The organism is Paenibacillus sp. RC67, from assembly GCF_030020805.1.
In the GTDB taxonomy this organism is placed as follows: domain Bacteria; phylum Bacillota; class Bacilli; order Paenibacillales; family NBRC-103111; genus Paenibacillus_S.
On sequence record NZ_CP125098.1, the window covers coordinates 7480809 to 7507655 of the forward strand.

The following is a 26847-nucleotide window of genomic DNA, read 5'->3' on the forward strand; positions in this document are numbered from 1 at the left end:
CGTGAAACCTCCTTATTTATGAAGGCCACATTCCGTTTTCTCAAAGCCGGACCAACGTCCTGCACGAGGATCTTCACCTACAGCTACTTGGCGTGTGCAGTGCTCGCATCCGATACTTGGATAGTTACGGTCATGTAGCGGATTATAAATAATGTTATGACTGCGGATATAATTCCATACATCTTCAGAAGTCCAAGAAGCAAGAGGATTGAATTTAACCAAACCGAATTTCGTGTCGTATTCTACTTTCTTCGAGTTAGCTCTTGTTGGTGCTTGATCGCGGCGGATTCCCGTAATCCAAGCATCATAGTTTTTCAAAATATCCGTTAGAGGATCTACCTTTCGGATGTTGCAGCATTGCGTAGGGTTACTTTTCCAGAGCTCTTCTCCGAATTGGGCAGTTTGATCTGCCAAAGTCAGCTTAGGAAGGACTTGTACAAACTCAAGACCATAGTGCTGCTGCAGTCTGTCACGTGTTTCATAGGTTTCTTGGAAGTGCACATTCGTATCCAAGTAGAAAATATCGGTTTTGGGGCTTACCTTCTGGAGCATATCTACCAAAACAACATCCTCTGCCCCGAAACTACAGGCTAATGTGATATTAGGAAACTTCTCAACTGCCCAAGCAATAAGCGATTCCGGGCTTTGATTTTCGAATTGTTCTGCAGCTTCTTGAATTAATTTTTCTTTTTCAAACAGATTCATGGTTTTTTCCATCCTCTCATCGTTTTAATTCCGAGTATATAAATGTGTTTTATTATATATCATTATAACGCGAGGGTACTTTTTGTCAATTTAAAATCTTATTGGGCCATTAACTATCATATGGTGAGCCCAGGCAAAGGTGATTAAAAAAACAAAAAAACCTTTCCACCGAAATAGTGAAAAGGTTTTTTTATATAGCATAAAGCTTGATATTAACGTTTGGAGAATTGAGGAGCGCGACGAGCAGCTTTCAAGCCGTACTTTTTACGCTCTTTCATACGAGGATCACGAGTCAGGAAGCCTGCTTTTTTCAAAGATCCGCGCAATTCAGGATCAGCTTTCAGCAATGCACGGGAAATACCGTGACGGATTGCTCCAGCTTGTCCGGAAATACCGCCGCCGTTAGCAATAACCAAAACATCGTATTTACCCAAAGTTTCAGTCAAGTTAAGCGGTTGTTTAACGATCAGTTTCAATGTTTCAAGACCGAAATACTCATCAAGGTTACGTTTATTAATAATGATTCGTCCTTCACCTGGTACCAAACGAACACGAGCTACCGAGTGCTTACGACGACCTGTTCCATAATATTGAACTTGTGCCACAAAACAGCCCTCCCTTTATATTAACCGCGAAGTTCCCAAACTTCAGGTTGTTGTGCTTGATGCGGATGCTCAGAACCAGCATACACTTTCAACTTTGTTTTCATGCTATCGCCAAGGCGATTTTTAGGAAGCATGCCGTGAATTGCGAATTCAAGCACACGTTCTGGTTTTGTGTTCAACAAATCTTGAGCGGAAGTTACTTTCAAACCGCCGGAGTACAATGAGTGACGATAGTACATTTTGTTTTGCAGTTTTTTACCAGACAATCTGATTTTCTCTGCATTAATTACGATTACGAAATCCCCTGTATCTACATGAGGAGTGAATTGCGGTTTGTGCTTACCGCGGATGATACTAGCAGCTTCGCTTGCAAGACGACCCAGAGTTTTATCTGTCGCGTCAATGATGTACCATTTGCGCTCTACTTCATTTGGCTTAGCCATATATGTGGTACGCATGAATAGTTCCTCCTAAACATTGTTCACTTCATTACTTGTTTGATGAAACGACACAGTCATGTGATGATCGTGAAGACGTCTGTCATTCCATCATCAAATCTATCTGTATCATGCATTAATTGTTATCGTTGAGTTAAAGGTTAGCCTTTCCTTGACCCGGGGCCGTGGGTTAGCCGATCAAGAAACGCCAAGTGATATTGTACTATAAAATCAGCAGCAAATCAAGTTATGATTGCATCTTAATTATATAATACTTCCCAGAGCATTAGTCCATGCGGTACAGCCGTTGGACCGGCCTTAGCGCGATTGAGCGCGGCCAGAATGTCACGGATCGAGTCACTTGTACGTTTGCCTTCTCCCACCTGAATCAAGGTCCCTGCTACAATTCTAACCATGTTGTATAAAAAACCGTTACCGGTTAAATATATATGAATGGTAAACGATTGAAGCTGCGGATCCATTGGTTCACATTCGAGCCTAGCATCAAATAACGTTCTAACGTGGGATAATTTCGTGGATCTAACGGAACAAAAGGTCGTAAAGTCATGTGTACCGATCAACCATTTCAATCCCTCTGCCATAGCATCCGTGTTAAGTGCAGTTGGATGGTAAAATTCCATATGACGTTTAAACAGGTCAGGGTGACGGCCGCAGCGGATAGAGTAGCGGTACGTTTTTTGTACCGCTGATCTAGTAGAGTGGAAAGATAGATCGACCTCTCTCGCTCCGCTTACGACGATATCATGAGGGAGTCTTGTATTAAGTGCCATACACCATCGATCGATCGGAATCTTCGAATCGGTATAGAAATTAATGACCTGCCCCCTAGCATGAACCCCCGCATCCGTCCTGCCTGATGATGTTAACTTAACCTTTTCTCCAGTTAGAGAGTACACGGCCTGCTCCAGCACATCCTGAATCGTGTTTAAGCTAGGCTGCGTTTGAAAACCGCTGTAAGCTGTCCCGTCATAACTGACGGTCATGCATATGTTCCTCACGGCCGTCCTCCAATAAACGTTCAAGCTTAGGCTACAAAAAAAAGGGTTTCATCAGAATCAAGAGATCCCGTCCACCCTTTCCCATCCTTTTATGCACGATCTACTAATTCTAAATATACCATTGGCGCTGCATCGCCACGACGAGGACCCAGCTTCAAAATTCTGGTGTAACCGCCTTGACGTTCAGCGTAACGTGGAGCCAATTCAGAGAATAGCTTCTGGATCGCGTCTTGATTTTCGTTAGCTGCTTCACGACGAACAAAGGAAGCAACTTGACGGCGAGCATGAAGATCTCCGCGTTTTGCCAATGTGATTAGTTTTTCTGCAATAGAGCGCAATTCTTTAGCCTTAGCTTCAGTAGTTTGGATGCGCTCATGTATGAACAAGTCGGTTACCAGGTCACGAAATAATGCTTTACGTGCGCTGGAGTCACGACCCAACTTTTGGTATGCCATTTGTGTGCAACCTCCTTCTGCTTAATTATAACCTGACGTCTAGTCTTCCATTCTAAGGCCAAGTCCAAGCTCTTCGAGCTTCTCTTGTACCTCTTCCAGAGACTTGCGTCCAAGATTACGAACCTTCATCATGTCTTCTTCCGTTTTCGTAATCAATTCTTGAACCGTATTAATACCTGCGCGCTTCAGGCAGTTGTAAGAACGAACAGAAAGATCGAGTTCTTCGATCGTCATCTCGAGCACTTTTTCTTTCTTATCCTCTTCTTTTTCCACCATAATCTCGGCATCTTTAGCTTCATCGGTCAAGCCGACAAACAACATCAGATGCTCAGTCAAGATTTTAGCGCCCAAGCTTACGGCCTCTTCAGGTCGAATACTTCCATCGGTCCAGACTTCGAGGGTTAGTTTATCATAGTTGGTAACTTGGCCGACGCGAGTGTTCTCTACGCTGTAATTCACGCGTGTAATCGGAGTATAGATCGAGTCAATTGGGATTACGCCGATTGGCTGGTCTTCCTTCTTGTTCTTATCCGCTTGAACATATCCGCGTCCCCGATTAGCATGAATTCGCATGTGAAGACGTGCATCGGAGGAGAGCGTAGCAATATGCAAATCCGGATTAAGGATTTCCACATCGCTATCGCCACGAATATCGCCGGCTACAACAGGTCCTTCACCTTCAGCATCGATTTCCAACACTTTCTCTTCGTCGGAATGAATCTTTAACGATAGCCCTTTAAGGTTAAGGATAATCTCCGTAACATCTTCCATGACACCAGGAACGGTAGAGAACTCATGCAGAACTCCATCGATTTGGACGGAAGTCACTGCTGCCCCCGGCAACGAGGACAACAGGATTCTGCGAAGTGAGTTCCCTAAAGTTGTTCCATAACCTCTCTCAAGAGGCTCTACAACAAACTTACCGTAAGTGCCATCCTCACTCAATGATACGGTTTCTATTTTCGGCTTTTCGATTTCGATCATTTATAACCCTCCTTCAAAACGTCGTTTCCCTCTGGATAACTTAAGACGCATAGAACGTGCAGTATTCCTATCCAAACAGTATTCACACTTATTGGATATTTATACCACTCTTTCGCAATCCTGAATTAGACACGACGACGTTTTGGAGGACGGCAACCGTTATGTGGAATTGGAGTCACGTCTTTAATCAGGTTAACTTCCAAACCTGCAGCTTGCAACGAACGAATCGCAGCTTCACGACCAGCGCCAGGACCTTTAACCATAACTTCAACGGCTTTCATGCCATGCTCCATTGCTGCTTTAGCGGCAGACTCAGCAGCCATTTGTGCAGCAAACGGTGTGCTTTTACGGGAGCCTTTAAAGCCCAGGTTACCAGCACTCGCCCAAGAAATTGCATTACCGTGCGGGTCGGTAATAGTGACAATCGTATTGTTAAACGTAGAGCGGATATGCGCCACTCCAGAGTCGATATTTTTCCGATCACGACGTTTTGTACGAACAACTTTTTTCGGTTTAGCCATTTAATTGTTAACCTCCTTTACTATTTTTTCTTGTTAGCTACAGTACGACGAGGACCTTTACGCGTACGAGCGTTAGTTTTAGTACGTTGACCACGAACAGGTAAGCCGCGACGGTGACGAACACCACGATAGCAACCAATTTCGATCAAGCGTTTGATGTTTAGGGCGATTTCACGACGAAGGTCGCCTTCTACTTTAACGGTTTTGTCAATTGCTTCACGAAGTTTGCTTACTTCGTCTTCAGTCAGATCACGAACACGAGTCGATGCATCAACACCAGTAGTGGACAGGATCTTCTCGGAAGTTGTTCTGCCAATACCGAAAATGTATGTCAAAGCAATAACGACGCGTTTGTCACGCGGCAAGTCTACACCAGCAATACGTGCCATTTATAGGAGCACCTCCTTATCCTTGTTTTTGTTTATGCTTAGGGTTTTCGCAAATAACCATTACGTTACCTTTGCGGCGAATAACTTTGCATTTTTCGCAAATCGGTTTGACCGATGGTCTTACCTTCATTTTAATTACCTCCTGTGAGTTTTCGTAAGAAAACTAACTTCGTAAGGATTGCTGAGCTTGCTGTTAGCAAGCAAACTTCGTAAAACAAAATCGTATCTATTTAAAACGATAGGTTATACGGCCTCTGGTCAAATCATAAGGGGAAAGTTCCACAGTCACTTTGTCACCAGGCAAGATCCGGATAAAGTGCATTCTGATCTTTCCGGATACATGAGCAAGTATTTTATGACCATTCTCAAGTTCCACCTTAAACATTGCATTCGGAAGAGGTTCAATCACTGTACCTTCAACTTCAATTACATCTTCTTTGGCCACAGTCATTCTCCTTTCTCATGTGCTTCTGAATTCATTGGAATCACGTACTTTTTCAGTGCGAAACGTAACTTACCGTTCGTCACACGACCGCTTTCTTCTAAGCTATCCACTACTTCGCTGCTGATCGTTTGCAATAACTCGAGATGATTCAAGTTTTTCTTTTTAGGCTGGTCGAACTTCCGTTTGTCGCCGTCGGCAATCCATACGAATCGTTGGTCTTCGACGCTGATTATAACGGCAAACTTCCCGGAGTCCTTACCACGAATAATCCTAACCAGTTGCCCGAGCTGTGGAATGTTTACCGAATCCACTCTATCACCTACGTCCGAGACTTTGTGAGTATTTCATACCCATCCGGGGTAATAGCAATGGTATGCTCGAAATGCGCGCACAGTGTGCCATCCACTGTAACGACTGTCCAATTATCTTGAAGGGTTTTGACGTATCGCTCCCCTACATTGACCATAGGCTCAATCGCTAATACCATACCTGGCTTCAATCGAGGTCCTCGATCAGGTAAGCCGTAATTCGGAATTTGAGGTTCTTCATGAAGCTCTGTACCTACACCATGTCCTACATACTCTCGAACAATTGAAAAACCTTCATCCTCGACGCATTTTTGAATCGCGTGAGAGATAGTGTACAATCGCGCATCCGGTTTGGCTTCTGCAAGGCCGGCATATAGAGATCTTTCGGTTACTTCCAACAACTTCTTGGCTGTATCTGAAATATTCCCTACTCCGTAGGTCCAAGCAGAGTCACCATGATATCCTTTGTAGTTTGCACCGATATCGATACTGATGATGTCGCCATCTTTAAGCTTACGCCCACTGGGTATACCGTGTACCAATTCATCATTGACTGAAGCACAGATGCTGCCAGAAAAACCGTTATAGCCTTTAAAAGATGGGGTCGCGCCCTGACTGCGAATATATGCTTCTGCGATTTGATCCAGCTCTTTAGTTGTAATATCGGGCTGAATGGCCTTTTGCAACAAAAGATGCGTATCAGCCACAATGCGGCCTGCTTCTCTCATTAATTCCAATTCAGCTGCAGACTTACAAATGATCATTCCGCTTGCCCTCGCAATAGTGAAATGATTTGTGTAGTAACCGCACTTATTTCTTGCTCGCCGTTAACCTCACGTAAGTTTCCTTTGTTACGGTAATACGACAATAGAGGTGCTGTTTTGCTCGTGTATTCATCAAGACGAGTTCCTACTTTTTCTTCAGTATCGTCTGATCTTTGATACAATTCGCCAGAACATTTATCACACACATTTTCACGTGCTGGAGGGTTAAACAAGATATGATACGTAGCTCCACATGCTTTACAGATTCTTCGTCCAGTCAATCGAGCCAAAAGTAGACTACGGTCTACCTTTAAGTTGATAACATGGTCTATGCTTCTGTCCAAAGATGCCATGATGTCATCCAATGCTTCAGCTTGAGAAATGGTTCTTGGAAAACCATCCAGCAAGAAGCCTTTGTCGCAATCCGGCTGCTGCAGACGTTCCTTTACGATACCAATGGTGATTTCGTCTGGAACGAGCAAACCTTGATCCACATATTTTTTTGCTTCCAAACCAAGCTCTGTTTCCTGTTTCATTGCTAAACGGAAAGCATCACCGGTTGAAATATGCGGGATTTGAAACTCATTGACGATTCCTTCCGCCTGTGTACCTTTTCCTGCACCAGGAGGTCCCATAAAAATCACGTTCATAATGATTTCCTCCCCATCGCATCAGACGATGCTAACAGCACAATAGGTGCCGATAGCTAATAAATAACTACCAGAACCTATTTGCTATTTATTAATGAAGCCTTTGTAGTGGCGCTTGATCAATTGAGTCTCGATTTGCTTCATCGTTTCCAAACCAACACCGATAACAATCAGCAAAGAAGTACCGCCAATTCTTACCGAGTTCGGTAAGCCGGCCACACTTCCAAGAAGCATAGGCAGGATGGAAACCGCGGATAAGAACAAAGCACCGGACAAGGTAATGCGAGTCATTACTCTAGTCAAGTAAGCAGAAGTTGTTTTCCCTGGACGAATCCCTGGGATATAACCACCGTTTTTCTTCATTTGTTCCGCCATTTGCTCAGGATTAATCTGAACAAACGTATAGAAGAAGGTAAACCCAATGATAAGTAACACGTACAAAACCATCCCTAACGGATGTGTATAGTTCAAGTTCGTAATAATCCAGTCCGCTACCGGATTACCTCTCCAAAAGCTCGCGAGCGTTGGAGGGAATACGAGTAACGAAAGTGCAAAGATAACCGGAATTACGCCTGCTGCATTAACCTTTAAAGGGATATGTGTCGATTGTCCACCATACATTTTACGGCCAACAACACGTTTTGCATACTGAACCGGAATTTTACGCACACCTTGTTGAATAAAGATGACGCCGGCAATCAGCGCGATGACAACAACAGCCATAATGACCATCTTAATGATGTTCAAAAATAGTGCATCGCCAGCTTCTGCAAACTGAGTTTTGACGATTTGCGAGATTCCTGTAGGAATCGCAGCGACAATCCCCGCAAAGATGATCATGGAAATACCATTTCCAATTCCATTTTCAGTGATTTGTTCCCCTAACCACATCAGAAATGCAGTTCCCGCAGTAAGAACAATCGCAATTAAAGCATATGTTGCAAATGTAGGATTCACAACAAGACCAGCATAGATTCGGTTAAATCCGATCGCCAAACCAAACGCTTGAACTAGCCCTAATACGATTGTACCATAACGGGTAAATTGCGCTAACTTCCGTCTGCCTACTTCCCCCTCTTTAGCCCACTGTGCAAACCTTGGTATAACATCCATCGATAACAGCTGAACTATAATCGAGGATGTGATATAAGGCATAATTCCCATCGCAAAGATAGAGAATTGGAACAGTGCGCCACCAGAAAAGGTGTTCAGCAAGCCAAATACATCACTGGAATTGGCCTGGTCTTGAAGCTTCAAAATATCTGTGTTGATGTTAGGTACCGGGATGAAAGCACCAATTCTGTAGACGATCAAAACCAGCAAGGTGAAAATGATTCTTCTCCGTAGATCATCCACTTTAAAAATATTGGATATGGTACGAAACATTAAATCACCTCGGTTTTACCGCCGGCAGCTTGGATTTTCTCTACCGCAGATTGAGAGAACTTGTTAGCTTTCACGTTCAACTGAACAGTAATTTCGCCATTACCCAAGATTTTAATGCCGTCTCTTGCATTTTTCACAATACCGGACTCAAGAAGAACTTCTGGAGTAACTTCTGTGCCAGCAGCGAACTTGTTAAGCTCAGTCAGATTCACAATCGCGAATTCCTTACGGAATTGGTTAGTGAAACCACGCTTAGGCAAGCGACGATATAGAGGATTTTGACCTCCTTCAAAACCTGGACGAACGCCCCCACCGGAACGGGAGTTTTGTCCTTTATGTCCGCGAGTAGCTGTTTTTCCCATTCCACTACCGATACCGCGGCCTACGCGTTTACGTGTTTTGCGGGATCCTTCAGCAGAACTAAGTTCATGCAACTTCATCGTTTGCACCTCCTCTAATGCTTTTTGTTAATCGGATTTATGCTTCGATTTCTTTAACTTCTACCAAGTGGCTCACTTGATTGACCATACCGCGAATAGCAGCATTATCTTGTTGTGTAACCGTTTGGTGCAGCTTGCGGAGTCCAAGAGTAGCGACTGTACGACGCTGTACTTCCGGACGACCGATCAGACTGCGCTTGAGGGTAATTTGCAATTGCTTAGCCATGGTTATCCCTCCTAACCTAAAAGTTCTTCAACAGTTTTGCCACGCAGTTTTGCAACTTCTTCAGCACGCTTCAGACGCTGCAAACCTTCCAATGTAGCATTAACCATGTTGATGGAGTTAGAAGAACCTAGGGATTTTGTCAGAATGTCGCCTACACCAGCAAGCTCCAATACCGCACGAACAGGACCACCGGCAATAACTCCAGTACCTTTGGATGCAGGTTTCAACAATACGCTGCCTGCTCCGAATTTACCGATTACCAAGTGAGGAATCGTTGTGCCAACGATAGGTACATGAATCAGGTTTTTCTTGGCGTCTTCAATACCTTTGCGAATCGCATCAGGTACTTCACCAGCTTTACCGATTCCTGCGCCTACCCAGCCTTTACCGTCGCCTACAACAACAAGTGCGCTGAAGCTGAAACGACGTCCGCCTTTTACTACTTTAGCTACGCGATTAATGTTAACAACTTTTTCAGTTAACTCTAAAGTATTGGGATCAATACGCAAGTGACTTTACCTCCTTGTTAATGTTTTGATTAGAATTCCAGGCCTGCTTCACGAGCTGCGTCAGCCAAAGCTTGCACACGTCCGTGATACAGATATCCACCGCGGTCAAAAACAACTTGTTGTACACCGTTCTTTTTAGCGCGCTCAGCAATTAATGCTCCGACCTTACGAGCTGCTTCTACGTTACCGCCGTTACCGATGCTTTCTTTCAACTCTTTATCTTGAGTCGAAGCTGCAGCAATCGTTACACCTTTCACATCGTCGATCAATTGAGCGTACATGTGTTTGGAAGAGCGGAAAATGTTCAAGCGTGGACGTTCAGTAGTACCTTCGATTTTCTTACGAACACGAAGGTGTCTTTTCAAACGAGCTTTATTTTTATCGCCTTTTGTAATCATTTGAGGTTCACTCCTTTCGACTTGAATGAGAGATTACCGCATTACGCGATCTTATTTTTTCTTACCTGCTTTACCTTCTTTACGAAGAATACGCTCGCCTTCGTACTTAATACCTTTACCTTTATACGGTTCAGGTTCACGTACGGAACGTACTTTTGCAGCTGTTGCGCCAACTAGCTCTTTATCGATACCTTTAACGATGATCTTAGTGTTAGTTGGAACTTCAAATTCGATGCCATTTTCAGGCTCGATTTCTACTGGATGGGAGTAACCTACGTTCAGAACCAGCTTGTTGCCAGTTTTGTTAGCACGGTAACCTACACCAACCAAATCAAGGGATTTCACAAATCCTTCCGTTACGCCATTAACCATGTTGGCAACAACACTTCTTGTCGTACCGTGCAGGGAGCGATGTAATTTATTATCAGAAGGACGCTCTACAGAAATTTCACTTTCTGTAACAACCACCTTCATATCTCTGTGTAATTCACGGGACAATGTTCCTTTAGGACCTTTAACCGTAATTAAAGTGTTGTCCAAAGTTACATTAACTCCGCCTGGAATTGTAATTGGCTTGCGACCAATACGGGACATGGTTTGCACCTCCGTTCAATTAAATTCTGTATTACCACACGTAGCAGATAACTTCTCCGCCTGCTTTGGACTGACGAGCTTCCTTATCGGTCATAACACCTTTGGAAGTGGAAATAATTGCAATTCCCAAACCGCCAAGTACACGAGGCACCTCTTGGCTTTGAGTGTAAACACGTAAGCCCGGTTTGCTGATTCTTTTCAGACCGGAGATAACACGTTCGTTGTTAGGGCCGTATTTCAAGAAAAGACGGATAATCCCTTGCTTGTTATCCTCGATATATTCAGCGTCACGGATAAAGCCTTCCTTTTTGAGGATCTCAGCGATTTCTCTCTTGATCTTCGAAGCCGGAATTTCAACCGTTTCATGACGCACTACGTTTGCATTACGAATGCGAGTAAGCATATCTGCAATTGGATCTGACATCACCATATTTGTGAACCTCCTTCCCGAAACTAGGGTAATTACCAGCTTGCTTTTTTAACACCAGGAATCTGGCCTTTGTATGCTAATTCACGGAAACAAATTCTGCAAATTTTGAATTTCCGTAGAACGGAATGCGGACGACCACAGCGTTCGCAGCGTGTATACGCCTGCACCTTGAATTTAGGAGGGCGCTGCTGCTTCACTTTCATCGAAGTTTTTGCCACTTAATTTTACACCTCCGCTTTTTACCGTTTATTTGATAAACGGCATTCCTAATTGGGTTAATAATTCACGGGATTCTTCGTCGGTTTTAGCTGTCGTTACAATAACGATATCCATACCACGAACTTTATCCACTTTATCGTACTCGATTTCAGGGAAAATCAGTTGCTCTTTAAGACCAAGTGTGTAGTTACCGCGTCCGTCGAATGCTTTGTTGGAAACACCACGGAAGTCACGTACCCGAGGAAGTGCCACATTGAACAATTTGTCCAAGAAGTGGTACATACGCTCGCCGCGCAATGTAACTTTAACACCGATTGGCATATTCTCACGCAATTTGAAACCTGCGATAGATTTTTTCGCCTTCGTTACTACTGGTTTTTGACCAGCGATCAGTTGAAGGTCTTGAACTGCAACATCAAGCACTTTGGAATTGGAAACAGCCTCACCAACACCCATGTTGATTACGACTTTCTCAATTTTAGGCACTTGCATAACAGTGGAATAGCTGAACTTTTGCATCAACGAAGGAGTAACTTCGTTCAGAAAACGATCTTTTAATCTTGCTGCCATGTTTCATGTACCTCCTTTCCTAACTTATACGATTAATCGATGACTTCACCGGATTTTTTTGCTACACGCACTTTTTTACCGTTGTCCAATACTTTGTAACCTACACGTGTAGGTTGGCCGCTCTTTGGATCAACCAGCATCACGTTAGACACGTGAATAGGCGCTTCTTGCGAAATGATACCGCCTTGAGGATTCGCTTGGGATGGTTTAGCGTGCTTCTTAATCATGTTCACACCTTCAACCAATACACGGTTCTCTCGAGGATATGCTGCGATTACACGACCTTTTTTGCCTTTGTCTTTACCTGTAATCACGAACACACTGTCATCTTTTTTCACGTGCAATTTATTGTTGTGAGACTCTAATTTCTTACCTTTGTTTGGCATCGAATTTCCACCTCCTAAGAGTTTTCGGTAGAAAACTCACATCGTAAGCATTTGCTTAGCGTACGGCGTACGCTAACTTCGTAAAACCTTTATGCGTTCCGAGAACGCAGCATCATTAATTAGATAACTTCTGGAGCAAGAGAAACAATTTTCATGAAATCTCTGTCGCGAAGTTCACGAGCAACTGGTCCAAAGATACGAGTTCCACGAGGACTCTTGTCATCTTTTACGATTACAGCTGCATTTTCGTCAAAAGTGATATAAGAACCGTCTTTACGACGAGCACCGCTCTTCGTACGAACGATAACTGCTTTAACAACATCACCTTTTTTGACAACGCCACCTGGTGTTGCTTCTTTCACGGAGCAGATGATCAAATCACCGATATGACCAACGCGACGACCAGTACCACCCAAAACGCGGATACACATAAGCTGTTTCGCACCAGAGTTGTCAGCTACTTTTAAACGAGATAGAGGTTGAATCATTGTCTAAACCCTCCTTCCGGAATTGATGCACATTGTTTATCTTAAACGATAACCGCTTTTTCAACGACTTCGATCAGTCTCCAACGCTTGTCTTTGGAGATCGGACGAGTTTCCATAACTTTTACAACGTCACCGATTTGAGCCTCGTTGTTTTCGTCATGAGCTTTAAATTTTTTCGTATATTTAATTCTCTTGTGGTAAAGATCGTGCTTTTTGTAAGTCTCAACAGCAACAACGATGGTTTTATCCATTTTGTTACTAACGACTTTACCTACCTGAGTTTTACGTTCGTTACGTTCACTCATTGGGAGATCCTCCTCTCTCATTCATTAACTAATGATACCCAGTTCTCTTTCACGCAAAACAGTCTTTGCACGAGCAATCTCTTTGCGGACTTCTCGAATCTGAACTGGGTTCTCCAGTTGACCGGTAGCCAGTTGAAAACGGAGGTTAAAGAGTTGTTCCTTAAATCCGGTAACCTTTTGTTCAATCTCAGCAGTGGTTAAGTTGCGAAATTCACTAGCTTTCATTTGCTTCACCACCTACATCTTCTCTTTTAACAAACTTCGTTTTGATCGGCAGCTTGTGAGAAGCGAGACGCAATGCTTCGCGAGCAATCTCTTCACTTACGCCGGCAAGTTCGAACATGATTTTACCTGGCTTAACAACAGCAACCCATTTTTCTACGTTACCTTTACCGCTACCCATACGAACCTCAAGAGGTTTCTGAGTAATTGGTTTAGCAGGGAAAATTTTAATCCAAACTTTACCGCCACGTTTAATGTAACGAGTCATCGCAATACGGGCAGCTTCGATTTGACGGTTGGTTACCCATGCTGGTTCCATTGCTTGCAAACCAAACTCTCCAAAATGCACTTCCGTACCGCCTTTAGCACGACCGCGCATGTTACCACGATGTTCTTTACGGTGTTTTACACGTTTAGGAACTAACATGATTAGTTGCCTCCTTCCGTTACAGCCTTTTTCTTAGCCGTTGGAAGAACTTCGCCACGATAGATCCATACTTTAACACCGATACGACCATAAGTGGTGTGAGCTTCTGCTGTACCATAGTCGATATCCGCACGCAATGTATGAAGAGGTACTGTACCCTCGCTGTATCCTTCCGTTCTGGCGATTTCCGCTCCACCCAAACGACCGCTTACTGATGTTTTAATCCCTTTTGCCCCGGATCTCATGGATCTTTGGATCGCTTGTTTCATTGCACGACGGAACGATACACGACGCTCCAATTGTTGAGCAATGCTTTCTGCAACCAAGATTGCGTCCAGCTCAGGGTTTTTAATTTCAGAGATATTGATGTGGATTTTTTTACCGTTAGTCAGCTTGGAGATGTAGTTACGAATAACTTCAACTTCCGAGCCACCTTTACCGATAACCATACCAGGCTTCGCCGTATGAATAGTCACATTAACACGGTTAGCAGCACGTTCAATATCAAAATGGGAAACAGCCGAATCTTTCAGCTTTCCTTTCAAGTACTCACGGATTTTAACATCCTCAAGTAACAGATCGCCGAAATCTTTACCAGCGTACCACTTGGATTCCCAATCGCGAATAATACCAATTCTAAGTCCTACCGGGTTTACTTTCTGACCCACACGTTATCCCTCCTTATTTTTCAGATACCACTACAGTAATGTGGCTGGTACGTTTATTGATACGGCTCGCACGTCCCATAGCGCGAGGACGGAATCTCTTCATTGTTGGACCTTGGTTAACAAACGTTTGGGAAATAACCAGGTTGTTAGGGTCCATAGAGTAGTTATGCTCAGCATTAGCAATAGCGGAGTTCAACACTTTCTCCACAATTGGGGATGCTGCTTTCGGCGTATGACGCAGAATAGCAATCGCTTCTCCAACTTGCTTGCCGCGGATCAAGTCGATCACCAATTGCACCTTACGAGGAGCAATGCGAACGAATCTTGCAATAGATTTTGCTTGTTGCATGGAAGTACCTCCTCTCATTTACAGCTCATATTACAAAACGCTCTGATTAGCGCTTGCTAGTTTTTTTGTCATCATCGTGACCTTTGTAAGTACGAGTTGGAGCAAACTCACCCAGTTTGTGTCCAACCATATCTTCCGTTACATAAACCGGCACGTGCTTTCTGCCATCATAAACCGCAAAAGTGAAACCGATGAATTGCGGGAAAATGGTAGAACGGCGAGACCAAGTTTTAATTACTTGTTTCTTCGTAGTATCACCTTGCGCTTCGACTTTCTTCATTAGATAGTCATCCACGAAAGGCCCCTTTTTCAAACTGCGACCCATGTTTCGTTCCTCCCTTCATTAATCGTGACGAGAATTATATTACTTCGTACGACGACGAACGATATATTTATCAGAAGCTTTGCCTTTTTTACGTGTTTTATAACCAAGAGTCGGTTTACCCCATGGAGACATCGGGGATTTACGTCCGATTGGAGCGCGGCCTTCACCACCACCGTGAGGGTGATCGTTAGGGTTCATTACTACCCCACGCACTTCAGGTCTTTGACCCAACCAGCGGGAACGTCCAGCTTTACCGATTTTCACCAATTCGTAGTCTTCGTTACCTACGGAACCGATTGTAGCACGGCAAACTTTCAATACTCTTCTTACTTCGCCGGAAGAAAGACGAATGGTTACATATTGTTCTTCTTTACCAAGCAATTGAGCTTCAGTACCTGCAGCGCGCACCAATTGTCCGCCTTTACCAGGTTTTAACTCAATATTGTGGATAACCGTACCAACTGGAATATTTTCAAGCGGCAATGCATTACCGATTTTGATATCAGCGTCAGCGCCGGAGAAAATTTGGTCGCCCACTTTCAAACCTTTAGGAGCGATGATGTAGCGTTTTTCACCATCAGCATAGTGAATCAAAGCGATGTTAGCCGAACGGTTCGGGTCATACTCGATTGTAGCAACGCGTCCAGGTATTCCGTCTTTGGTCCGTTTGAAATCGATAATCCGGTATTTACGTTTGTGTCCTCCACCTTGGTGACGAACCGTAATTTTACCTTGATTGTTGCGACCCGCTTTTTTGCTAAGAGGAGCCAACAACGATTTCTCTGGTGTTGAAGTTGTGATTTCTTCGAATGTAGAAACCGACATAGCGCGACGAGCAGGCGATGTTGGTTTATATTTTTTGATTGGCACTAGGTTTCCCTCCTTACTTTAAAAGATTAGATTACGCGTTCTCGAAGAATTCGAGTTCTTTGCTGTCTGCGCTCAAGGAAACAATCGCTTTTTTCCATTCGGATGTATATCCGGAATGACGACCGTAACGCTTAGGCTTAGCAGGCATTCTCAGTGTGTTAACATTAGTAACTTTCACTTTGAAAATAGACTCAATGGCCTGTTTAATTTCCGTTTTGTTCGCACGGAGTTCCACTTCGAAGACATATTTCTTCTCGGCCATCATATCACTAGTACGCTCAGTGATCACAGGGCGCTTAATAATGTCGCGAGGGTTCTTCATTACGCAAACACCTCCTCTACCTTCTGTACCGCATCCTTAGTAATGATCAGCTTGTCATAAACCATAACATCAAGCACGTTAATTCCGTCAGCCACCACAAATTTGATGCCTGGAATGTTACGCGCGGACAATGCTACGTTTTCTTCGTAACCAGCTGTTACTACCAAAGCTTTACGGTCCACTTTCAAATTGCTAAGAATTGCTGCAAAATCTTTTGTCTTTGGTTGAGCCAATGTCAATTGATCCAACACGATGATTTCATTTCCGATTACCTTGGAAGATAATGCAGATTTAATCGCAAGACGACGAACTTTTTTAGGAAGCTTGTAAGCATAGCTCCGTGGAGTCGGCCCGAACACTACGCCGCCACCCTTCCATTGAGGGGCACGAATACTACCTTGACGGGCACGGCCTGTACCTTTTTGTTTCCAAGGTTTACGACCACCACCGCGCACTTCAGAACGACCTTTAACTTTATGTGTACCAAGACGCAGGGAAGCACGTTGCATAAGAACCGCTTCGTTCAACACGTGAACGTGAGGCTCGATACCGAATACGGAATCCGACAACTCAACTTCTCCCACTTGGGAACCACTAACGTTGTATAATGCTACTTTTGGCATCTGTTAATCCTCCTTTCCTACTTTACTTATTTCTTAACTGTAGACTTCACGCTAACGTAGCTGTTTTTAGGACCCGGAATGGAGCCTTTAACCAAAATTACATTACGCTCAGTATCTACTTTAATAACTTCAAGGTTTTGCAATGTTACCGTTTCGCTACCCATATGCCCTGGCAATTTCTTACCTTTAGGAACGCGGTTAGCTTGGATCGAACCCATGGAACCTGGACCGCGGTGATAACGGGAACCGTGAGCCATCGGACCTGTGGATTGATTATGTCTTTTGATAACACCTTGGAACCCTTTACCTTTGGATGTACCCGTTACGTCAACGAATTCACCAGCAGCGAACAAGTCAGCTTTAATTTCTTGGCCAACTTCATATTCAGACATGCCGCGAATTTCTTTTACGTAGCGCTTAGGTGTTGCGCCCGCTTTTTTCGCATGGCCCAACTCAGGTTTAATTGCATTTTTTTCTTTTTTATCTTCAAAGCCGATTTGGATTGCTTCGTAACCATCATTTTCTGCATCCTTCTTCTGAAGAACAGTACAAGGACCCGCTTGAATTACAGTTACCGGAATTACCAAACCTTCTGGAGTAAACACTTGAGTCATTCCAAGTTTTTTCCCTAAGATACCTTTCATCGTTGACACCTCTTTTCCTCTTATACGTTCATTTATTTATTCACATGTGAATTACAATTTAATTTCAATGTCCACACCGGACGGCAGATCCAAACGCATCAAAGCATCTACTGTTTGCGGCGTTGGGTTAACAATATCGATCAAGCGCTTATGTGTGCGCATTTCGAATTGTTCGCGTGAGTCTTTGTATTTGTGAACCGCACGAAGAATCGTAATGATTTGTTTCTCCGTTGGCAGCGGAATCGGACCTGATACGCCTGCACCAGAACGTTTCGCAGTTTCAACAATTTTCTCAGCGGATTGATCCAGAATTCTGTGATCATAAGCCTTCAAACGAATACGAATTTTTTGCTTTGCCATAGTATTCCCTCCTTCTATCGCCCAATTTAGTATCGGACATACTCAGTGAAAATCTCCTGACGCCGCCCCTATGGCAAAGGGGCCGGGTGTGTCAGCAACCTCTCACGTCATCGCAACGTCACAGACCAACTCCATTATTATATAGAATACAAAAAGAAAAAGCAAGTCAATCTTTATGCATTTGCCTAAAAAAATAAATCCCTTCATCTTATGATAGATGAAGGGATCCGTTTATTCAAATATTACTTGCTGATTGTAGCAACCGCGCCCGCACCAACAGTACGTCCGCCTTCGCGAATCGCGAAACGAGTACCTTCTTCGATAGCGATCGAGGAGATCAATTCAACAGTAACGGTGATGTTATCACCAGGCATAACCATTTCAGTACCTTCTGGCAAGTTGATGATACCAGTAACATCAGTTGTACGGAAGTAGAACTGTGGACGGTAGCCAGTGAAGAAAGGCTTGTGACGGCCACCCTCTTCTTTAGTCAAAACGTAGATTTGAGCAGAGAAGTTAGTGTGTGGTTTAACCGAACCCGGTTTTGCCAATACTTGACCACGCTCGATATCTTTACGATCTACACCACGCAGCAATGCGCCGATGTTGTCGCCCGCTTGAGCGGAATCCAACAATTTACGGAACATCTCAACGCCAGTAACGATACATTTGCGAGTTTCTTCTTGCAAACCAACGATTTCAACTTCTTCTTGAACTTTAACTGTACCACGCTCAACACGACCCGTAGCAACAGTACCACGACCTGTAATGGAGAATACATCCTCAACAGGCATCAAGAAAGGCTTGTCAGTTTGACGCTCAGGAGTTGGGATGTAAGTATCGATTTGTTCGAACAATTCGATAATTTTGTCAGCCCAAGCACCATCTGGGTTTTGAAGAGCTTCACGAGCTGCACCATGGATGATTGGAGTATCATCACCTGGGAATTCGTATTCGTTAAGAAGGTCACGAACTTCCATTTCAACCAATTCAAGAAGTTCTGCATCTTCAACCATGTCGCATTTGTTCAAGAATACAACGATGTAAGGAACGCCTACTTGGCGGGACAACAGGATGTGCTCACGAGTTTGCGGCATTGGGCCGTCAGCTGCGGATACAACCAGGATCGCTCCGTCCATTTGTGCAGCACCAGTGATCATGTTTTTAACATAGTCAGCATGGCCTGGGCAGTCTACGTGTGCGTAGTGACGGTTAGGAGTTTCATACTCAACGTGTGCTGTGGAGATAGTGATACCGCGCTCACGCTCTTCTGGAGCTTTGTCGATTTGGTCAAATGCTACAGCTGCACCACCGTATCTTTTGGACAATACAGTTGTGATAGCAGCCGTCAAAGTTGTTTTACCGTGGTCAACGTGACCGATGGTACCGATGTTAACGTGTGGTTTAGTACGTTCAAATTTAGCTTTTGCCATGGTTAGATTGCCTCCTTAAATAGACATTTATTTTTATGCGCCTTTGTTCTTTGCAACGATTTCTTCTGCAATGGACTTAGGCACTTCTTCATAGTGGGAAATTTCCATAGAGTATACACCGCGACCTTGTGTTCTGGAACGCAAAGTAGTGGAGTAACCAAACATTTCAGAAAGAGGTACCTTCGCACGAATGATTTGAGCACCGTGACGAGTGTCCATACCTTCGATACGTCCACGGCGGGAGTTCAGGTCACCCATTACATCGCCCATGTACTCTTCAGGTACAGTAACTTCTACTTTCATGATTGGCTCAAGCAATGCAGGACGGCATTTTTCAGCAGCTGCTTTCAAAGCCATGGAACCAGCAATTTTAAACGCCATCTCACTGGAGTCAACATCATGGTAAGAACCATCAACGACAGTCGCTTTAATGTCAACAAGAGGGAAGCCAGCGTATACGCCGTTCTTCATGGATTCTTCAATACCAGCTTGAATCGGAGCAACATATTCTCTAGGAATAGATCCACCCACGATTTTGCTTTCAAATACGAATCCGCTGCCTGCTTCAAGAGGTTCGAACTCAACCCAACAATGTCCGTATTGACCACGGCCACCGGATTGGCGAACGAATTTGCCTTCAACTTTAGCTGCTTGACGGAATGTTTCACGGTAAGCAACCTGTGGTTTACCCACGTTGGTCTCTACCTTGAACTCACGAAGCATACGGTCAACCAAGATCTCCAGGTGAAGCTCACCCATACCGGCGATAATCGTTTGGCCTGTTTCTTCGTCCGTGTGAGCACGGAAAGTTGGATCCTCTTCAGACAGTTTTTGCAATGCGATACCCATTTTATCTTGGTCAGCCTTAGTTTTAGGCTCAACAGCAAGTTGGATAACCGGTTCAGGGAAGTTCATGGACTCCAAGATTACCGGATTTTTCTCATCACAAAGGGTGTCACCGGTTGTCGTATCTTTCAAACCAACTGCAGCCGCGATATCACCGGAGTAAACTTCGCTGATTTCTTGACGGCTGTTAGCATGCATTTGCAGGATACGGCCGATTCTTTCACGTTTGCCTTTAGTGGAGTTGATTACGTAAGATCCGGAGCTTAACACACCAGAATATACGCGGAAGAACGTTAATTTACCAACAAACGGATCCGTCATGATCTTGAAAGCAAGAGCAGCAAACGGTTGATCGTCAGCAGATTTACGAATAACTTCCGTACCATCTTCCAAAGTTCCTTTAATGTCAGGAACGTCGATCGGAGCTGGCAGGTAATCTACAACAGCATCGATCATCAAAGGAACGCCTTTGTTACGGTAAGAAGAACCACAAACAACAGGGAAGATTTTTACTTGGCAAGTACCAATGCGAAGAGCTCTTTTGATCTCTTCAACAGTCAGTTCTTCACCCTCGAGGTATTTCATTGTAAGCTCTTCATCAAGCTCAGCAACTTTTTCTACGAGGTCCAGACGAAGCTCTTCCACTTTTGCTTTGTATTCTTCAGGAATTTCAACTTGATCTACTTCTTTACCCATATCATCTTTAAAGATGTAGGCAACTTGCTCGATCAAATCGATAATACCGATGAAATCACTTTCAGCACCGATAGGCAGTTGAATAGGAACCGCATTTGCGCCTAGTCTTTCACGCATTTGCTGAATTACACCCAAGAAGTCTGCACCGATGATGTCCATTTTATTAACGTATCCAATACGAGGAACTCCGTAACGGTCAGCTTGTCTCCAAACTGTCTCGGATTGAGGCTCAACGCCTTCCTTCGCACTGAACACACCAACTGCTCCATCTAACACGCGCAGGGAACGTTCAACTTCAACAGTGAAGTCAACGTGTCCCGGGGTATCGATGATATTGATGCGGTGACCTTTCCAAGCAGCAGTCGTAGCGGCAGACGTTATTGTAATACCGCGCTCTTGCTCTTGTTCCATCCAGTCCATCGTTGCAGCACCTTCGTGCACTTCACCGATTTTATGAGTACGGCCTGTGTAGAACAAGATACGCTCAGTTGTAGTCGTTTTACCCGCATCAATATGCGCCATAATCCCGATATTACGCGTATCTTTCAAGGAGAACTCTCTAGCCATTAGGTTGTCTCCTTCCTATTATCAGGAATTGAATTTTACCAACGATAGTGCGCGAACGCTTTGTTGGCTTCTGCCATTTTGTGTGTATCTTCACGTTTCTTAACGGAAGCACCTGTGTTGTTGCTAGCATCAATAATTTCTTGAGCCAATCTCTCTTCCATTGTTTTCTCACCACGGAGGCGAGAGTAGTTTACCAACCAACGAAGTCCCAAAGTCGTACGACGATCTGGTCTTACTTCGATAGGTACTTGATAGTTGGCACCACCAACACGGCGAGCTTTAACTTCAAGAACAGGCATGATGTTTTTGATGGCTGCTTCAAACACTTCCATCGGCTCTTTACCTGTACGTTCTTGAATCATATTGAAGGCGTTATAAAGGATTGTCTGAGCGACACCTCTTTTGCCATCAAGCATAATGCGGTTGATCAAACGTGTAACCAGCTTGCTATTATAAATAGGATCTGGCAATACGTCTCTGCGAGTAACTGGACCTTTACGAGGCATAGTTATCCCCCTTTCTCAAAAAGTTCATTCTGATTTGGTATTGCATTACTTTTTCACTTTCGGACGTTTCGTACCGTATTTGGAACGAGCTTGTTTACGGTTGTTTACGCCGGATGTATCCAAAGCACCACGAACGATGTGATAACGTACCCCTGGAAGGTCTTTTACCCGTCCACCACGGATCAAAACAACACTGTGCTCTTGCAAGTTATGTCCGATACCTGGGATATAGGCAGTTACCTCTACACGGTTAGTTAAACGCACACGAGCGTATTTACGAAGTGCGGAGTTCGGTTTCTTCGGTGTCATTGTACCTACACGAGTACATACACCGCGCTTTTGAGGAGCGCTCAGGTCTGTAGCTTCTCTTTTCAGAGCGTTAAAACCTTTTTGAAGAGCCGGGGATTTCGATTTATCCACTTTTGCTTGACGTCCTTTACGAACGAGCTGGTTAATTGTTGGCATGTCGCCACCTCCTTCCAAAATTGTGTTCCATAGTATTAAGCCCACAGATCCAGGCGAATCGTAAATGAACAAAGGAAAAGTTTTTGCCATCATCACATCGCTGTTCTTCAGACAAAAACATCAGTTTCATTCATTTACTACAGCTGCCATTGCAGCTCCAACTTCAATACCACACGCCTTACCTAACAACTTCATGGAATCAACGTATGTTACTTTAACCCCCATTTTCTTGCAGAGGTTAACTATTTTTATCGTTATTCGCGGATCTGCATCTTCGGCAACAAAGACTTCCGTGGCTTTGCCTAGCTCCACCATTCTCGTTGCTTGTTTCGTGCCTATGCTTATGTTCGTTGCCTGCTTTACTTTTTCATAAGACATGAAAGCATCCTCCAAAGTACAGGTGACTATTGATAAAATGGCACACTTCGATATATTAGCATCCCGAGAACACCCTGTCAAGAAAATTGCTTGTCTTCACAAAAAGAAAATAATTCACTTTTCTTTCATGAAGACAAGCATGTATAAGTTTCTCTAATTCGACATGATGTGTCTATCAGGCTTCCTAATAGCTTAACTATTCAACCGTTACAGTTTCCATCTCTACAGACAGATCCTCATCGGTTTCCACTTCATTCGGGTTCGTTATGCGGATATTACGATATCTTGGCATACCTGTTCCCGCAGGAATGAGTTTACCGATGATAACATTCTCCTTCAAGCCAAGCAGCTGATCGACTTTACCTTTAATTGCAGCGTCAGTCAATACGCGTGTCGTCTCTTGGAAGGATGCCGCAGACAGGAACGAATCCGTTTCAAGGGATGCCTTGGTAATACCCAACAGCACCGGTCTAGCAACGGCTGGCTCTAAATCTGCGAATAGAGCAACTTTGTTAGCTTCCTCGTATTCATGAATGTCAACGAACGAGCCTGGGAGCAATGTAGTATCCCCAGCATCAACGATACGTATTTTACGAAGCATTTGACGGACCATAACTTCAATATGCTTGTCGTTGATCTCAACGCCCTGGTTACGGTAAACGCGTTGAACTTCTTGAAGAATGTAGTTCTGAACGCCGCGAATACCTTTAATGCGCAGCATTTCTTTAGGGTCAATAGAACCCTCTGTCAACTCGTCACCGGCTTCAACATGTTGGTTAACCGACACGCGAATACGGGATCCGTAAGGTACTGCATAGGTTTTGGACTCAGCTTCGCCAAGCACTTCGATTTCACGACGGTCCTTCGCTTCACGGATATCTTTGACGGTACCGTCAATTTCCGTAATGATCGCTTGACCTTTCGGATTTCTAGCCTCGAACAACTCTTGGATACGCGGCAAACCTTGCGTGATGTCGTCCCCTGCAACGCCCCCGGTATGGAACGTACGCATGGTCAACTGAGTTCCCGGTTCACCAATGGATTGTGCCGCAATAATACCGACAGCTTCCCCGATCTCAACATGTTGTCCTGTCGCCAGGTTACGGCCGTAGCATTTTTTGCAGACGCCATGTCTGGAACGGCAGCTAAGAACCGAACGAATCTGGAGTTTTTCGATGCCAGCTTCAATGATCTTGTCGGCGATATTCGCTTCGATCAATTCATTGCGCCCAACAATCGTTTCACCGGTTTGCGGATCACGAATGGTTTCAAAGGCATAGCGGCCTTCGATACGATCGTACAGATCCTCGATAACCTCTTTACCGTCTTGAATCCGGCTAACAGTGAAGCCTTTATCCGTACCGCAATCCTCGTCACGAACAATAACGTCTTGAGCTACGTCGACAAGACGACGAGTCAAGTAACCGGAGTCCGCTGTACGAAGCGCCGTATCGGCCAAACCTTTACGAGCACCGTGAGTGGAGATAAAGTATTCCAAGACTGTCAGGCCTTCGCGGAAGTTCGATTTGATTGGCAACTCATAGATACGTCCTGTTGGAGTCGCCATCAGACCACGCATACCGCCAAGCTGTGTAATCTGGGATTTGTTACCCCGTGCTTTGGATTCCACCATCATGTTGATGGAATTGTATTTATCCAAGGATTTCATCAATATTTCTGTGATTTCATCCTTTGTTTTACTCCAAATAGCAATAACTCGGTCGTACCGCTCATCGTCTGTAATCAGACCACGACGGTATTGATTCGTTACTACGTTAACCTTATCTTCCGATTCTCTAAGAAGGGCATCCTTCTCAGGTGGAACCGTAACGTCGGATACGGCGATAGTAATACCCGCTTTAGTCGAGTACGTAAAGCCAAGCTCCTTGATGCGGTCCAATATCACAGACGTCAAAGTCGTATGATATTTGCGGAAGCATTCGGCAATGATAGAACCTAAATATTCTTTACCTACCGCTTTACACTCAGGCAAATCTTCCATGATTTGACGAATATTAGCGCCCTTATCAAATACGAAATATTGATCCGAAGCACCATTCAACAAGTTAGCCTTCGTCGGCTCATTGATGTATGGGAAATCAGCAGGATAAATTTCGTTAAAGATAACTTTACCAATCGTCGTAATCAGCATGGCTTCTTGCTGTTGAGGTGTAAAGCTAGTTTTATTGAGTACTTTCGCTGGAATCGCAATACGTGCATGCAGTGCCGCAGCTCCGCGTTGGTACAAGGAAACCGCTTCGTGCACGGAACGAACGATAGTCAAAGCACCTTTGGCAAACTTATTATCTGTAGTCAGATAGAAGCTGCCCAAGACCATATCCTGCGAAGGAGTAACAACCGGTTTGCCGTCTTTAGGGTTCAAGATGTTACCTGATGCAAGCATAAGCACACGTGCTTCCGCTTGTGCCTCAGAGGACAACGGTACGTGAACGGCCATTTGGTCACCATCAAAGTCCGCATTATATGCCGTACATACGAGCGGATGCAACTTGATGGCGCGTCCTTCTACCAAGATCGGTTCAAACGCTTGGATACCCAATCTATGCAGCGTAGGGGCACGGTTCAGAAGAACTGGATGCTCCTTGATTACTTCTTCAAGTACATCCCACACTTCAGGGCTTACGCGCTCAACTTTACGTTTTGCACTCTTGATGTTATGGGCCAAACCTTTATTAACGAGCTCCTTCATAACAAACGGCTTGAACAACTCCAAAGCCATTTCCTTAGGAAGACCGCATTGGTACATTTTCAAGCTTGGTCCTACTACGATAACCGAACGACCGGAATAGTCAACCCGTTTACCGAGCAAGTTTTGACGGAAACGTCCTTGTTTACCTTTGAGCATATGGCTCAAGGATTTCAACGGACGGTTACCAGGACCGGTTACAGGACGGCCACGGCGACCGTTATCGATCAATGCATCAACTGCTTCTTGCAGCATCCGCTTCTCGTTCTGAACGATAATATCCGGTGCACCGAGATCCAACAAACGTTTCAAACGGTTGTTCCGGTTGATAACGCGACGGTACAAGTCATTCAAGTCGGAAGTTGCAAAACGGCCACCGTCTAATTGAACCATTGGACGAAGCTCCGGCGGGATAACTGGAAGAACGTCCAGCACCATCCACTCCGGCATATTTTTCGAATTGCGGAATGCTTCCATAACTTCAAGACGTTTAATAGCACGATTACGGCGCTGCCCTTGCGCGGTCTTGAGTTCTTCTTTCAGTTGTTCAACCTCTTTATCGATGTCGATATCCTGAAGAAGCTTTTTCACCGCTTCCGCACCCATACCTGCTTGGAAAGCATAACCGTATTTCTCACGGTAGCTGCGGTATTCCTTCTCAGACAGCAGCTGCTTTTTCTCAAGCGGTGTATCTCCTGGATCGGTTACTACATAGGATGCAAAATAGATAATCTCTTCGAGAGAACGAGGAGACATATCTAACGCCAAGCCCATGCGGCTCGGAATCCCTTTGAAATACCAGATGTGGGATACCGGTGCTGCCAGCTCAATGTGACCCATCCGTTCACGACGAACTTTTTGGCGAGTGACTTCTACACCGCAACGATCACAAACGACGCCTTTATAGCGAACACGTTTGTATTTACCACAGTGACATTCCCAGTCCTTCGTAGGTCCAAATATTTTTTCACAGAACAAGCCTTCCTTTTCAGGTTTCAACGTTCTGTAGTTGATTGTTTCCGGCTTTTTAACTTCCCCGCGGGACCACGAACGGATCTTTTCAGGAGAGGCCAAGCCAATTTTCATGAATTCGAAGTTGTTAACGTCCATCAAGGAGCAACCCTCCTTAAAGTTTTGTGGAACAAACCTGCATTGTAAGCATAAGTCCGCCCTTAAGCGGACTATATGATCAGCAAACCTAACGGT

At 44.4% G+C, this 26847-nt stretch carries 41 protein-coding genes; all 41 read right to left on the reverse strand.

Translation table 11 applies throughout. The features are described from left to right. Positions 1–12 precede the first annotated feature (12 nt). Positions 13–705, reverse strand: a complete 693-nt coding sequence (locus QMA13_RS33870; RefSeq protein ID WP_282937990.1) for a phosphoadenylyl-sulfate reductase — start codon at positions 703–705, stop codon at positions 13–15. Positions 706–917: 212 nt separating this feature from the next. Beyond that, positions 918–1310: a 30S ribosomal protein S9 gene (gene rpsI, locus QMA13_RS33875; RefSeq protein ID WP_028552486.1), complete on the reverse strand. Its 393-nt coding sequence runs from the start codon at positions 1308–1310 to the stop codon at positions 918–920. A gap of 20 nt (positions 1311–1330) precedes the next feature. Then, the gene (gene rplM / locus QMA13_RS33880; protein ID WP_282937991.1) at positions 1331–1768 is read right to left on the reverse strand and encodes a 50S ribosomal protein L13; all 438 of its coding nucleotides are present in this window, start codon (positions 1766–1768) and stop codon (positions 1331–1333) included. A gap of 239 nt (positions 1769–2007) precedes the next feature. After that, positions 2008–2766: a tRNA pseudouridine(38-40) synthase TruA gene (gene truA / locus QMA13_RS33885; RefSeq protein WP_282937992.1), complete on the reverse strand. Its 759-nt coding sequence runs from the start codon at positions 2764–2766 to the stop codon at positions 2008–2010. An 89-nt stretch (positions 2767–2855) separates the two neighbouring features. After that, the gene (rplQ, locus tag QMA13_RS33890; RefSeq protein ID WP_028552489.1) at positions 2856–3221 is read right to left on the reverse strand and encodes a 50S ribosomal protein L17; all 366 of its coding nucleotides are present in this window, start codon (positions 3219–3221) and stop codon (positions 2856–2858) included. A 39-nt stretch (positions 3222–3260) separates the two neighbouring features. Continuing rightward, a complete protein-coding gene (locus tag QMA13_RS33895) occupies positions 3261–4205 on the reverse strand; it encodes a DNA-directed RNA polymerase subunit alpha (RefSeq protein ID WP_239630974.1) in 945 nt (314 codons plus the stop codon). 125 nt (positions 4206–4330) lie between these two features. Continuing rightward, positions 4331–4726 (reverse strand): 30S ribosomal protein S11, encoded by a 396-nt coding sequence (gene rpsK / locus QMA13_RS33900; RefSeq protein ID WP_013921137.1) that lies wholly within the window; start codon positions 4724–4726, stop codon positions 4331–4333. A gap of 20 nt (positions 4727–4746) precedes the next feature. Beyond that, entirely contained in the window at positions 4747–5115 is a 369-nt protein-coding gene (gene rpsM, locus QMA13_RS33905) for a 30S ribosomal protein S13 (RefSeq protein WP_028551993.1), read from the reverse strand. A gap of 16 nt (positions 5116–5131) precedes the next feature. Next, positions 5132–5245, reverse strand: a complete 114-nt coding sequence (rpmJ, locus tag QMA13_RS33910) for a 50S ribosomal protein L36 (RefSeq protein ID WP_003333770.1) — start codon at positions 5243–5245, stop codon at positions 5132–5134. A 96-nt stretch (positions 5246–5341) separates the two neighbouring features. Next, on the reverse strand, positions 5342–5560 hold the full coding sequence (gene infA, locus QMA13_RS33915; RefSeq protein ID WP_009676800.1) for a translation initiation factor IF-1: 219 nt from the start codon (positions 5558–5560) through the stop codon (positions 5342–5344). Positions 5561–5562: 2 nt separating this feature from the next. Next, positions 5563–5871, reverse strand: coding sequence for a KOW domain-containing RNA-binding protein (locus QMA13_RS33920; RefSeq protein WP_282938062.1), 309 nt, complete (start codon positions 5869–5871; stop codon positions 5563–5565). A gap of 8 nt (positions 5872–5879) precedes the next feature. Next, entirely contained in the window at positions 5880–6632 is a 753-nt protein-coding gene (map, locus tag QMA13_RS33925; protein ID WP_282938064.1) for a type I methionyl aminopeptidase, read from the reverse strand. After that, the gene (locus tag QMA13_RS33930; protein WP_282938066.1) at positions 6629–7282 is read right to left on the reverse strand and encodes an adenylate kinase; all 654 of its coding nucleotides are present in this window, start codon (positions 7280–7282) and stop codon (positions 6629–6631) included. Before QMA13_RS33930 ends, map begins: the two co-directional genes overlap by 4 nt. An 84-nt stretch (positions 7283–7366) precedes the next feature. Continuing rightward, positions 7367–8668, reverse strand: a complete 1302-nt coding sequence (gene secY, locus QMA13_RS33935) for a preprotein translocase subunit SecY (protein ID WP_282938068.1) — start codon at positions 8666–8668, stop codon at positions 7367–7369. Beyond that, complete coding sequence (gene rplO / locus QMA13_RS33940; RefSeq protein ID WP_282938069.1) at positions 8668–9108, reverse strand: 50S ribosomal protein L15; 441 nt, start codon at positions 9106–9108, stop codon at positions 8668–8670. The genes secY and rplO overlap by 1 nt, the downstream gene beginning before the upstream one ends. A gap of 37 nt (positions 9109–9145) precedes the next feature. Further along, positions 9146–9334, reverse strand: a complete 189-nt coding sequence (gene rpmD, locus QMA13_RS33945; protein ID WP_282938070.1) for a 50S ribosomal protein L30 — start codon at positions 9332–9334, stop codon at positions 9146–9148. Between the two features lie 11 nt (positions 9335–9345). Further along, a complete protein-coding gene (gene rpsE, locus QMA13_RS33950) occupies positions 9346–9843 on the reverse strand; it encodes a 30S ribosomal protein S5 (RefSeq protein ID WP_028552000.1) in 498 nt (165 codons plus the stop codon). A gap of 29 nt (positions 9844–9872) precedes the next feature. Continuing rightward, the gene (gene rplR, locus QMA13_RS33955; RefSeq protein ID WP_028552001.1) at positions 9873–10241 is read right to left on the reverse strand and encodes a 50S ribosomal protein L18; all 369 of its coding nucleotides are present in this window, start codon (positions 10239–10241) and stop codon (positions 9873–9875) included. A 51-nt stretch (positions 10242–10292) separates the two neighbouring features. Beyond that, entirely contained in the window at positions 10293–10835 is a 543-nt protein-coding gene (rplF, locus tag QMA13_RS33960) for a 50S ribosomal protein L6 (protein WP_282938073.1), read from the reverse strand. 31 nt (positions 10836–10866) lie between these two features. Next, on the reverse strand, positions 10867–11265 hold the full coding sequence (rpsH, locus tag QMA13_RS33965; RefSeq protein ID WP_028552003.1) for a 30S ribosomal protein S8: 399 nt from the start codon (positions 11263–11265) through the stop codon (positions 10867–10869). Between the two features lie 32 nt (positions 11266–11297). Next, positions 11298–11483 carry a type Z 30S ribosomal protein S14 gene (locus QMA13_RS33970; protein WP_026326663.1) on the reverse strand — a complete coding sequence of 62 codons (186 nt, stop codon included), beginning with the start codon at positions 11481–11483 and terminating at the stop codon, positions 11298–11300. A gap of 28 nt (positions 11484–11511) precedes the next feature. After that, complete coding sequence (gene rplE / locus QMA13_RS33975; RefSeq protein ID WP_028552004.1) at positions 11512–12054, reverse strand: 50S ribosomal protein L5; 543 nt, start codon at positions 12052–12054, stop codon at positions 11512–11514. 32 nt (positions 12055–12086) lie between these two features. After that, positions 12087–12440, reverse strand: coding sequence for a 50S ribosomal protein L24 (gene rplX, locus QMA13_RS33980; protein ID WP_081824385.1), 354 nt, complete (start codon positions 12438–12440; stop codon positions 12087–12089). A gap of 119 nt (positions 12441–12559) precedes the next feature. Beyond that, positions 12560–12928 (reverse strand): 50S ribosomal protein L14, encoded by a 369-nt coding sequence (gene rplN, locus QMA13_RS33985; protein ID WP_076237453.1) that lies wholly within the window; start codon positions 12926–12928, stop codon positions 12560–12562. A gap of 41 nt (positions 12929–12969) precedes the next feature. Then, complete coding sequence (gene rpsQ / locus QMA13_RS33990) at positions 12970–13233, reverse strand: 30S ribosomal protein S17 (RefSeq protein WP_028552007.1); 264 nt, start codon at positions 13231–13233, stop codon at positions 12970–12972. A 24-nt stretch (positions 13234–13257) separates the two neighbouring features. Next, entirely contained in the window at positions 13258–13458 is a 201-nt protein-coding gene (rpmC, locus tag QMA13_RS33995) for a 50S ribosomal protein L29 (RefSeq protein ID WP_282938079.1), read from the reverse strand. Further along, positions 13448–13882 (reverse strand): 50S ribosomal protein L16, encoded by a 435-nt coding sequence (rplP, locus tag QMA13_RS34000; protein ID WP_282938081.1) that lies wholly within the window; start codon positions 13880–13882, stop codon positions 13448–13450. The genes rpmC and rplP overlap by 11 nt, the downstream gene beginning before the upstream one ends. Positions 13883–13884: 2 nt before the next feature. Next, positions 13885–14550, reverse strand: coding sequence for a 30S ribosomal protein S3 (gene rpsC / locus QMA13_RS34005; protein ID WP_282938083.1), 666 nt, complete (start codon positions 14548–14550; stop codon positions 13885–13887). A 13-nt stretch (positions 14551–14563) separates the two neighbouring features. Further along, positions 14564–14899, reverse strand: a complete 336-nt coding sequence (gene rplV, locus QMA13_RS34010) for a 50S ribosomal protein L22 (RefSeq protein WP_282938084.1) — start codon at positions 14897–14899, stop codon at positions 14564–14566. Positions 14900–14945: 46 nt separating this feature from the next. Beyond that, positions 14946–15224 carry a 30S ribosomal protein S19 gene (gene rpsS / locus QMA13_RS34015; RefSeq protein WP_028552012.1) on the reverse strand — a complete coding sequence of 93 codons (279 nt, stop codon included), beginning with the start codon at positions 15222–15224 and terminating at the stop codon, positions 14946–14948. A 39-nt stretch (positions 15225–15263) separates the two neighbouring features. Then, entirely contained in the window at positions 15264–16094 is an 831-nt protein-coding gene (gene rplB / locus QMA13_RS34020; RefSeq protein ID WP_282938086.1) for a 50S ribosomal protein L2, read from the reverse strand. Positions 16095–16125: 31 nt separating this feature from the next. Next, positions 16126–16416, reverse strand: a complete 291-nt coding sequence (gene rplW / locus QMA13_RS34025) for a 50S ribosomal protein L23 (protein ID WP_028552014.1) — start codon at positions 16414–16416, stop codon at positions 16126–16128. Beyond that, complete coding sequence (rplD, locus tag QMA13_RS34030) at positions 16416–17039, reverse strand: 50S ribosomal protein L4 (protein WP_282938088.1); 624 nt, start codon at positions 17037–17039, stop codon at positions 16416–16418. Before rplD ends, rplW begins: the two co-directional genes overlap by 1 nt. 26 nt (positions 17040–17065) lie before the next feature. Further along, on the reverse strand, positions 17066–17683 hold the full coding sequence (gene rplC / locus QMA13_RS34035) for a 50S ribosomal protein L3 (RefSeq protein WP_282938090.1): 618 nt from the start codon (positions 17681–17683) through the stop codon (positions 17066–17068). A gap of 51 nt (positions 17684–17734) precedes the next feature. Then, positions 17735–18043 carry a 30S ribosomal protein S10 gene (gene rpsJ, locus QMA13_RS34040; RefSeq protein ID WP_005544556.1) on the reverse strand — a complete coding sequence of 103 codons (309 nt, stop codon included), beginning with the start codon at positions 18041–18043 and terminating at the stop codon, positions 17735–17737. A gap of 242 nt (positions 18044–18285) precedes the next feature. Then, positions 18286–19476, reverse strand: coding sequence for an elongation factor Tu (gene tuf / locus QMA13_RS34045; protein ID WP_282938110.1), 1191 nt, complete (start codon positions 19474–19476; stop codon positions 18286–18288). Between the two features lie 33 nt (positions 19477–19509). Further along, the gene (gene fusA / locus QMA13_RS34050) at positions 19510–21585 is read right to left on the reverse strand and encodes an elongation factor G (RefSeq protein WP_282938112.1); all 2076 of its coding nucleotides are present in this window, start codon (positions 21583–21585) and stop codon (positions 19510–19512) included. A gap of 35 nt (positions 21586–21620) precedes the next feature. Beyond that, positions 21621–22091: a 30S ribosomal protein S7 gene (gene rpsG / locus QMA13_RS34055; RefSeq protein ID WP_028552019.1), complete on the reverse strand. Its 471-nt coding sequence runs from the start codon at positions 22089–22091 to the stop codon at positions 21621–21623. Between the two features lie 45 nt (positions 22092–22136). Then, the gene (gene rpsL / locus QMA13_RS34060; RefSeq protein WP_028552020.1) at positions 22137–22556 is read right to left on the reverse strand and encodes a 30S ribosomal protein S12; all 420 of its coding nucleotides are present in this window, start codon (positions 22554–22556) and stop codon (positions 22137–22139) included. Between the two features lie 126 nt (positions 22557–22682). Then, positions 22683–22934, reverse strand: coding sequence for a ribosomal L7Ae/L30e/S12e/Gadd45 family protein (locus QMA13_RS34065; protein ID WP_282938114.1), 252 nt, complete (start codon positions 22932–22934; stop codon positions 22683–22685). 196 nt (positions 22935–23130) lie between these two features. Next, complete coding sequence (rpoC, locus tag QMA13_RS34070) at positions 23131–26754, reverse strand: DNA-directed RNA polymerase subunit beta' (protein WP_282938116.1); 3624 nt, start codon at positions 26752–26754, stop codon at positions 23131–23133. Positions 26755–26847 lie beyond the last annotated feature (93 nt).

Excerpts from the sequence above, each read along its gene's own strand:
- QMA13_RS33870 (WP_282937990.1), bottom strand. The coding sequence starts at position 705 with ATGAATCTGTTTGAAAAAGAAAAATTAATTCAAGAAGCTGCAGAACAA.
- rplM (WP_282937991.1), bottom strand. The coding sequence starts at position 1,768 with ATGCGTACCACATATATGGCTAAGCCAAATGAAGTAGAGCGCAAATGG.
- rplQ (WP_028552489.1), bottom strand. The coding sequence starts at position 3,221 with ATGGCATACCAAAAGTTGGGTCGTGACTCCAGCGCACGTAAAGCATTA.
- QMA13_RS33895 (WP_239630974.1), bottom strand. The coding sequence starts at position 4,205 with ATGATCGAAATCGAAAAGCCGAAAATAGAAACCGTATCATTGAGTGAG.
- rpsK (WP_013921137.1), bottom strand. The coding sequence starts at position 4,726 with ATGGCTAAACCGAAAAAAGTTGTTCGTACAAAACGTCGTGATCGGAAA.
- rpsM (WP_028551993.1), bottom strand. The coding sequence starts at position 5,115 with ATGGCACGTATTGCTGGTGTAGACTTGCCGCGTGACAAACGCGTCGTT.
- rpmJ (WP_003333770.1), bottom strand. The coding sequence starts at position 5,245 with ATGAAGGTAAGACCATCGGTCAAACCGATTTGCGAAAAATGCAAAGTT.
- map (WP_282938064.1), bottom strand. The coding sequence starts at position 6,632 with ATGATCATTTGTAAGTCTGCAGCTGAATTGGAATTAATGAGAGAAGCA.
- QMA13_RS33930 (WP_282938066.1), bottom strand. The coding sequence starts at position 7,282 with ATGAACGTGATTTTTATGGGACCTCCTGGTGCAGGAAAAGGTACACAG.
- secY (WP_282938068.1), bottom strand. The coding sequence starts at position 8,668 with ATGTTTCGTACCATATCCAATATTTTTAAAGTGGATGATCTACGGAGA.
- rplO (WP_282938069.1), bottom strand. The coding sequence starts at position 9,108 with ATGAAGTTGCATGAACTTAGTTCTGCTGAAGGATCCCGCAAAACACGT.
- rpmD (WP_282938070.1), bottom strand. The coding sequence starts at position 9,334 with ATGGCTAAGCAATTGCAAATTACCCTCAAGCGCAGTCTGATCGGTCGT.
- rplR (WP_028552001.1), bottom strand. The coding sequence starts at position 10,241 with ATGATTACAAAAGGCGATAAAAATAAAGCTCGTTTGAAAAGACACCTT.
- rplF (WP_282938073.1), bottom strand. The coding sequence starts at position 10,835 with ATGTCCCGTATTGGTCGCAAGCCAATTACAATTCCAGGCGGAGTTAAT.
- rpsH (WP_028552003.1), bottom strand. The coding sequence starts at position 11,265 with ATGGTGATGTCAGATCCAATTGCAGATATGCTTACTCGCATTCGTAAT.
- rplE (WP_028552004.1), bottom strand. The coding sequence starts at position 12,054 with ATGGCAGCAAGATTAAAAGATCGTTTTCTGAACGAAGTTACTCCTTCG.
- rplX (WP_081824385.1), bottom strand. The coding sequence starts at position 12,440 with ATGCCAAACAAAGGTAAGAAATTAGAGTCTCACAACAATAAATTGCAC.
- rplN (WP_076237453.1), bottom strand. The coding sequence starts at position 12,928 with ATGATTCAACCTCTATCTCGTTTAAAAGTAGCTGACAACTCTGGTGCG.
- rpsQ (WP_028552007.1), bottom strand. The coding sequence starts at position 13,233 with ATGAGTGAACGTAACGAACGTAAAACTCAGGTAGGTAAAGTCGTTAGT.
- rpmC (WP_282938079.1), bottom strand. The coding sequence starts at position 13,458 with ATGAAAGCTAGTGAATTTCGCAACTTAACCACTGCTGAGATTGAACAA.
- rplP (WP_282938081.1), bottom strand. The coding sequence starts at position 13,882 with ATGTTAGTTCCTAAACGTGTAAAACACCGTAAAGAACATCGTGGTAAC.
- rplV (WP_282938084.1), bottom strand. The coding sequence starts at position 14,899 with ATGCAACAAGCAAAATCTATTGCAAGATTCGTTCGCATTGCTCCTCGT.
- rpsS (WP_028552012.1), bottom strand. The coding sequence starts at position 15,224 with ATGGGTCGCAGTTTGAAAAAGGGGCCTTTCGTGGATGACTATCTAATG.
- rplW (WP_028552014.1), bottom strand. The coding sequence starts at position 16,416 with ATGAAGAACCCTCGCGACATTATTAAGCGCCCTGTGATCACTGAGCGT.
- rplD (WP_282938088.1), bottom strand. The coding sequence starts at position 17,039 with ATGCCAAAAGTAGCATTATACAACGTTAGTGGTTCCCAAGTGGGAGAA.
- rplC (WP_282938090.1), bottom strand. The coding sequence starts at position 17,683 with ATGAAAGGTATCTTAGGGAAAAAACTTGGAATGACTCAAGTGTTTACT.
- rpsJ (WP_005544556.1), bottom strand. The coding sequence starts at position 18,043 with ATGGCAAAGCAAAAAATTCGTATTCGTTTGAAGGCTTATGATCACAGA.
- tuf (WP_282938110.1), bottom strand. The coding sequence starts at position 19,476 with ATGGCAAAAGCTAAATTTGAACGTACTAAACCACACGTTAACATCGGT.
- fusA (WP_282938112.1), bottom strand. The coding sequence starts at position 21,585 with ATGGCTAGAGAGTTCTCCTTGAAAGATACGCGTAATATCGGGATTATG.
- rpsG (WP_028552019.1), bottom strand. The coding sequence starts at position 22,091 with ATGCCTCGTAAAGGTCCAGTTACTCGCAGAGACGTATTGCCAGATCCT.
- rpsL (WP_028552020.1), bottom strand. The coding sequence starts at position 22,556 with ATGCCAACAATTAACCAGCTCGTTCGTAAAGGACGTCAAGCAAAAGTG.
- QMA13_RS34065 (WP_282938114.1), bottom strand. The coding sequence starts at position 22,934 with ATGTCTTATGAAAAAGTAAAGCAGGCAACGAACATAAGCATAGGCACG.